Consider the following 7,115-nt stretch of genomic DNA (forward strand, 5'->3'; position numbering starts at 1 on the left):
AAATTAAGGAGTCAATATGGCGGTGACCAGCTCTCAAAATCACCAGTACTTTTCTCCAAAAGAAATGATGGCTGAAGCGGAAAAATTTGCGTTAAGTAAAGCAAACAAAACCAGCAGTATGACACTGAGTCTTGCCATCATGGCGGGCGCGTTCATTGGATTGGCGTTCTTGTTTTACATCACGGTGACTACTGGCAGCGCTGGCGCTGGTTGGGGCTTAAGCCGTCTTGCTGGCGGATTAGCATTTAGTATGGGCTTGATCCTCATCGTGATCTGCGGTGGTGAACTATTTACCAGCTCAGTTCTTTCCAGTATCTCATGGGCCAATAAGCAAATCTCGTTCGGAAAAATGCTTTCTATTTGGGGCAAGGTTTACGTTGGCAACTTCATTGGTGCGATGTTCCTACTTGCGCTAGTTACTGCAGCTGGTCTTTATCAAATGGATAGCGGTCAATGGGGGTTAAATGCGCTTAACATCGCGCAGCACAAGCTTCATCACACTCTCATTCAGGCGTTTGCGCTCGGTATCCTTTGTAACCTATTGGTCTGCCTCGCGATTTGGTTAACGTTTAGCTCTGCAAATGCAATGACAAAAGCAGCAATGACAATTATGCCTGTGGCCATGTTTGTCAGCAGTGGCTTTGAACACTGTGTCGCGAACATGTTTATGGTTCCACTTGGCATTGTTATCGCGAACTTTGCACCTGAGTCTTTTTGGGCCTCCGTCGGTGTGCCCGCTTCACAGTACGCAGACTTAAATATTGGGCACTTTATTACCGCTAACTTAATTCCTGTCACGCTTGGCAACATCGTCGGCGGAGCGGTTTTAGTTGGTCTTGCAAACTGGTGTATTTTTCGCCGACCAGAACTAAAAGCAGCGAATATATCTTCTATCACAACGACTACAACACTCTCGTCAGTTAAGGATTTCACCATGAAAAACGCATCTTTTGTTAAAGACATTATGAACCCAAAACCAGTTACCATCAGTGCAGAAACACCGATAGCAATCGCACTGGATGTGCTACTTGACAACAACGTAACTAGCGCACCTGTTGTAGACGTACAAAATCGATTGGTTGGTTTCTTCTCTGCTCACGATGTGATGGTAGAACTATGGTGTGAGGACTACATTCCGGTGAAAGACCAAAAAGTCGTCGACATCATGAGCCGCGATGTGGTCGCAATTGATGCTGGTGATCGTCTCGTTGATGTTGTCGAATTCCTATGTATCGATAAAGAGCAGTTGTACCCAACGAGCAGCATGGGCATCGCCACTCGCATGACGTCTCTATCTTTAGAAGAACGCGCAAAAAGCATCAAAGTGAGCAAGCCACAAGTACTTCCTGTACTTGAAAATGGCCAGATGGTCGGTGTTGTTACTCGTACTGAAGTATTAACAGCACTACGCCCGATTTTTGGTGAGCGTTTAAACCTAGTAGAAAAAAACGAGTTAGAAACAGCGTAATTCATTAAACGCTTGCAACGTCTGTTGGCTTTCAATCGCTGTCACTGACTGGCTTGCCAAGGTTGTCGATTGTGATTGAGGTAATAAAAAAGCGCTCTTCCGTTGAAGAGCGCTTTTACTGCATCTAAAAGAAGTTCGTTACTTCTTAACGCCTTCGATATGAAGTTCCATATCAACATAGTTTGAAGCACCCATTACTGGGATATCAAAGTCAGCAAGCTCAAGGCGAGTGTTACCAACGAAGCCAGCGCGCTCACCACCCCATGGGTCACTACCTGCGCCAACGAATGCAGCTTCGATAGTAATAGGCTTAGTAACACCGTGTAGCGTTAGATCACCAGTTACATCTAGCTTGCCATTGCCTTTATCAACCACTTTTGTGCTTTTAAAGGTCGCTTCGCTGTATTTACCAGCATCAATGAAGTCACCACTACGAATGTGCTTGTCACGTTCAGCGTGGTTGGAGTCTAAGCTAGTTGTATCAACAACAACATTCACTTTTGAATCAGCAATGTTGTTCTCATCAAAAGAAAAGTCACCAGAAAATGTATTGAAACGACCTTTGATGAAGCTGTAACCCAAGTGGCTAACTTTAAAGTTAATTGAAGCGTGAGCCCCTTTGGTATCGATGACATAATCTGCAGCTTGCGCACCAAATGGTAGTGCCATAGCGATAGCTAACCCTGTAGCGAAGAGTGACTTTTTCATTTTGAAGCTCCTAACATTTTTCTTAATGTGTTGTCTTTATCGATAAAGTGGTGTTTAAGCGCAGCAATAGCGTGCAAACCTGCTATCAGGATGACGACCCAAGCTGCGTAGAAGTGAATTTCACCCGCTATGTCTGATTGTCCTGGGAATAACTCTCCCGCTCCTGGCACGGTAAACCAATTAAACACTTCGATACCGCGTCCATCAGACGTTGAAATGAGGTAACCTGAAACAAAGATGGTGACCAATAGTAGGTACATAACACCATGCGCTGCTTTAGCAGCAAGCACTTCGTAAGGTTTGCCTTCTACCTTTGGTGACGCCGTAACATGTTTCCATACAATGCGTGCCAAAGTTAAAATAGCGAGTAAAATACCGACAGAGCGATGGTAATGTGGCGCGGTTCGATACCATTCGCTGTAATAGCTAAGGTCGACCATCCACAAACCCACTGCAAATAGACCAATAATGCACAGCGCAGATAACCAGTGCATCACGCGTGCAGTAAGGTTGTAATTCTTTACCAGTGTATCCATCTCAAGTTCCTAGATATATTCCTAAGTTAATGTTGAGCAAGAAACACTACATTAACCTATTTACGTCATATGAAACAGATTATTTACCATCATTTACATCCAGCCAATGGCACCGTATCTATCAAGTTGTTCGAATTTTTTGAAGGAACTTTAAATCGTTTATAAAACTGAAACTTACAGCTTAACTTCTTGTTCTATCTCATACAGCTCTTCGGACACTTCTAACATTCTCCGTTCAACCAGTAATTTTGCATCTTCCACCCCCTTGTTGTAATAGATTGGCCCTAGTTTTTCTGTAATGAAATCAATAAGAAATTCACTATCGAACTGGCCAATCTCAACATCTAGTTCGTCCTGCATATAATCTTGAATGGCGGTTGCCAGCGTTTCTTTTTGTGCACGTTCTAACTTTATCATCTTTGCCCTTTTTCAGAATTTTGTTCTATGTGTGCTTTTATCGTCTTGCTCTCTTAAAGAGTAGGCGCGATCATTTGTGAGAAATTTGGTGTTTAGATCAAGAAGTTGCCGAAGTAAATTAGTCTATTCTCAAAAGACTATGCTAACCTTTTGCAGTTCGTTTTGTTAATTATTAAGGGATATTCTTTGCTACTCGACCTAGTGATTCAAAGTGTTAATGATTTTCAAGACGACTGTCTTAAGCTGTGTGAAAAGCATTACCCTGCGGTACATAACCAAGGCATGAGTGAGCATCATCTTGGTCTCGCGTTTTCAAGAAGAATGGAACACACTTTCCGTCACTTCAGATACAACAGCGTGGTAAAACCAATTGAAGTTTTAAATACTCCGGACCTGCCTCATCACTACCGTATTTCATCCGAAATAGGCACGGTTTGGGTCCTGAGTCACCATATAGTCAGTGCGGGAAAATCTTGTCGAGAAAACTTACTCTCATCAATTACGGAATGGCAAAGCGAATATGGTTATGCGCTGCAACCGAATGATCTACTCTTTTTAGTTTGTGATCATTGGATCAGTCGCAGTAAAACGAGCCGAGAGTTGCTTCATTGGTGGATGGGTGAACTGCCCGATCAGATCAACGAATACACGGAGCAAGGCATCACGCTGTACACCAGCGAATCACAGCTCACGCAATCGTTAGACACTCGATTTGGCATTAGTCCTTGTTACATTAAGTTTGGTCATCCTTTACGTCGCTCGAACAAACAACAGTTGGTCAGAAAATACTTACAACTGTATGCAGTACTACAATGGTAACATCAAATTGCAATAGGAAGATTGTCAGTCATTTCATCAATTTGTTTGATATCACTCGACAAATCTAATCATCTCTTACCATCATTCTTGCTTGAGTTCATGAGCCCACTTAGATTCACTGCCAATGAAATAAAAAGTTGGCGCGATAGCGCTAGTAAGAATTACCAATGCTAATGGCACCATGATCAGGCCAGATCAGTTTTTCCAATCAAAAACCATTGCCGCTCAAGACCTACTCAATGTCGAACGCTTAAGTCGCCTAATTCATATCAAAAACTTTGCCCAATCTCACTTTCACAATAAACAACTGTTTCTTAATGTATTACCAGAAGCAGCAAAAATACTAGTCAGAGACATCACGTACAATAGGCTGCTAAAACAAACCATTTATCAATCTCATTTAGTAAATGAACAAATCGTCATGGAGTTGCTTGAGTTGAACGTAGAAGACGAGTCCTCTTTGTCGCAAGCAGCTCGTGAATTAAGCCAAGGCGGGTTTAAATTGGCGATCGACGATTATGGCGTCAATGCATCGACAATTGAACGAGTGAAAGGCGTTCGTCCAGACATAATAAAAATGGATCGCTCGTTAATGCTGAGATACGAAAATGGTGACTGGAAAGCTCTAGTCGATGCATTATCACTAGCAAGAACGTTGCGCTCTAAAACCGTTATCGAAGGAATTGAAACCGAGCATCAACTTAACTTAATGAAAAAACTCGGTTTCGATATGTATCAAGGATACCTACTCGCTATCCCGCAAACGTTAGACGTTTATGAAGAGGCAAAAACAGCCTGACTATGTAAGAACAAAAGTTTGTGCGGTTTAGCGAGAGTTACGTGATTTACCACGGTTCTTATGAATCGCTAATTTTGCTTTTAGCTTACGCTTCTCTGATGAACGGCTTCGACGGCGTCCATTACCATTTTTCTCAGGCTCGACTTCTTCTATAAGGCTTGGCTCGAAGCCTGCCAACCATTCTTGCGGTAGGCGTTGATCAAGCAAATTCTCGATAGCATGCAATAAATATTCTTCTTCCCGACTCATTAGAGATACAGCTAGACCTGACTTTCCTGCACGGCCAGTACGGCCTATACGGTGGACATAATCTTCGGCTTTAAATGGCATATCAAAGTTCACCACTTGCTCTAACTCTTGAATATCCAGCCCTCGTGCTGCTACATCTGTCGCAATCAACGCACGCACCTTACCTTGTTTGAACTCATCCAACGCTCTTTGACGCGCACCCTGTGACTTATCCCCGTTAATTGAAACCGCTTTTATGCCATCTAACTTAAGCTCTTTTGCTAGCTCATCGCTACCTTGCTTAGTTTTTGTAAATACAAGCACTTGCTGCCAATTGCGCGAGCCAATCAAGTACGCCAATAATTCACGTTTACGCTTTTTGTCTACCGGATAAACCATCTGTTTTACCGTTTCAGCCGTCGTGTTTGCTGGTGACACTTCAACTTCAACCGGCGATTCCATGAGTTTGTACGCAATAGTTTTTATTCGCTTTTCAAATGTCGCAGAGAACAACAGGATCTGTTTTTCGGCGGGTAAACGTCGGAAGATGCGTTGCAAGTCAGGCCAGAATCCCATATCTAACATACGGTCGGCTTCGTCTAGAACGAGCATACTGGTTTTGGAGATGTTTACGTTGCCATTAAACAGATGATCCAAAAGACGACCTGGTGTTGCAATCAAAATATCAGCGCCCTCTTCTAACTTCCTCTTTTGTACGCCAATGCTTGTACCACCATAAACACACACAATGCGAAGTTCGGTTTGTGCAGAGTACTGATTCAAATTATCAAATACCTGCTGCGCAAGCTCGCGTGTTGGAACCAAAACCAATGCTTGAGGCGTACCGTTGAGTTTCTTTTGCTGAACGGTTTGTATAATAGGTAAACCAAACGCAGCTGTTTTCCCCGTACCAGTTTGTGCAGCAGCAAGTAAGTTCTTTCCTTCAAGGACATGTGGAATAGACTTTTCTTGCACTGGTGTTGGCGTCACGATATTTAGATTGCTTAGCGTCTCGATTAGCTTTTGTTCAATACCTAAGTCAGCAAAATTAACAGACATGTGTAACCTCATTATTTTTGGAGCGCAGAGTTTACCAGAGCCCCAATAGCCATACTACTTTTCTATTTCATTGGGCTGAATCAATAAGATGTTGGTGAAAATCATACGACTGGCGTAAAACGTCTCGATAGAGTGTCGAGAACTTCTCTTCCAATACTGTTTAATCACTCTCAATCACTTTAAATGTTGTAGTAAGGTCAGCCATTCTCGGGCTTCTTTGCGACATTCGATGTAGTGCAAATTCGATATTATCCAGGTCTTGGTATGACTGAAGCCATCGACCGTGCCACATCCTGCTGTGGAGCACCAAAAAACGCGACGGCAAATGTTCATCAACGTCACGGTTTACTCGCTCGTATGCCGAGTCGACAAAGTGTTCGAGAGATACGGCATAAAAGTCGTCCCAGTGTTTTGCAAGACAATGGTCCCAGAACATATCGAGAGCGATAGGGGCAAAGCGCCGCGCAGTACCTTTGAAGTGAGGTTTGCATTCGTTAACAATAGGATGGTGATCAGTAATGCGGTCAACAAATCTATGTAATTTGATGCCGTTCGAGATATCACGTTCATACAGCTTGCTTGGATCCCCTTTTACGAAGTCTCCAAGCAAGTTTCCCAATAAATGGCTGTTACAGTGGTCTGCGATATGCAGGTGGGCTAGAAAGTTCATCCGACGCCAGTTTTGGCCTTTAAGGCTTGGTGTGACATGAACCTAGTATAACGTCTATTACGACGAGATGAGAGTGTTCCGCTATTCGGCTTCGTTGTCTGAGCCAACGTATTCCGACAAGATAATGCCAATTTCAAGCGCATCTAGCAGCTCTAGGCTCTCATCGTTTTGGTATTGGTCGCTCATTGTGACCTCCTTTATTTTAAGCTCTCTTGCTTGTACTTGCTGACGGCTTGGCCTTGCCATATCCACGTCAACAACTCCTTTTTATAGTCTTTATATGACACATTCATGACAGCGAGAAGTAAAGATTTAAAAACCTATGAGCATAATCAAAAGTAAACGTTTGCAACCAGATTTCATATCTACTTAGCACTACAGAGAAATAGCTCTTTTATCAATATTTATGTC

Annotated in this window: 6 protein-coding genes and 2 pseudogenes; 3 read left to right on the forward strand and 5 right to left on the reverse strand. The window is 43.0% G+C overall.

The genetic code is table 11. The annotated features are described in order from the left end of the window. Positions 1–16 precede the first annotated feature (16 nt). Complete coding sequence (focA, locus tag CAG69_RS00465) at positions 17–1,468, forward strand: formate transporter FocA (protein ID WP_048625025.1); 1,452 nt, start codon at positions 17–19, stop codon at positions 1,466–1,468. 138 nt (positions 1,469–1,606) lie between these two features. On the opposite strand, the gene CAG69_RS00470 is transcribed toward focA, so the two are convergent. From CAG69_RS00470 to CAG69_RS00480, 3 genes are all read right to left on the reverse strand, one after another. After that, complete coding sequence (locus CAG69_RS00470; RefSeq protein WP_161442156.1) at positions 1,607–2,176, reverse strand: YceI family protein; 570 nt, start codon at positions 2,174–2,176, stop codon at positions 1,607–1,609. Next, the gene (locus tag CAG69_RS00475) at positions 2,173–2,712 is read right to left on the reverse strand and encodes a cytochrome b (protein ID WP_161442158.1); all 540 of its coding nucleotides are present in this window, start codon (positions 2,710–2,712) and stop codon (positions 2,173–2,175) included. Before CAG69_RS00475 ends, CAG69_RS00470 begins: the two co-directional genes overlap by 4 nt. A 174-nt stretch (positions 2,713–2,886) precedes the next feature. Further along, positions 2,887–3,129: a DUF2164 domain-containing protein gene (locus tag CAG69_RS00480; RefSeq protein WP_161442160.1), complete on the reverse strand. Its 243-nt coding sequence runs from the start codon at positions 3,127–3,129 to the stop codon at positions 2,887–2,889. A gap of 186 nt (positions 3,130–3,315) precedes the next feature. Between CAG69_RS00480 and CAG69_RS00485 the strand changes: the two genes are divergently transcribed. Beyond that, positions 3,316–3,948 carry a hypothetical protein gene (locus CAG69_RS00485; protein WP_161442162.1) on the forward strand — a complete coding sequence of 211 codons (633 nt, stop codon included), beginning with the start codon at positions 3,316–3,318 and terminating at the stop codon, positions 3,946–3,948. A 136-nt stretch (positions 3,949–4,084) separates the two neighbouring features. Next, positions 4,085–4,747, forward strand: a pseudogene (locus tag CAG69_RS00490) (EAL domain-containing protein); the annotation flags it as partial. A gap of 27 nt (positions 4,748–4,774) precedes the next feature. On the opposite strand, the gene CAG69_RS00495 reads toward CAG69_RS00490, so the two are convergent. Further along, positions 4,775–6,034 (reverse strand): DEAD/DEAH box helicase, encoded by a 1,260-nt coding sequence (locus tag CAG69_RS00495; RefSeq protein WP_161442164.1) that lies wholly within the window; start codon positions 6,032–6,034, stop codon positions 4,775–4,777. A gap of 67 nt (positions 6,035–6,101) precedes the next feature. Further along, positions 6,102–6,704, reverse strand: a pseudogene (locus CAG69_RS00500) (acyl carrier protein phosphodiesterase). Positions 6,705–7,115 lie beyond the last annotated feature (411 nt).

The organism is Vibrio sp. V43_P6S15P86, from assembly GCF_009904725.1.
Taxonomy (GTDB): Bacteria; Pseudomonadota; Gammaproteobacteria; order Enterobacterales; family Vibrionaceae; genus Vibrio; species Vibrio diabolicus.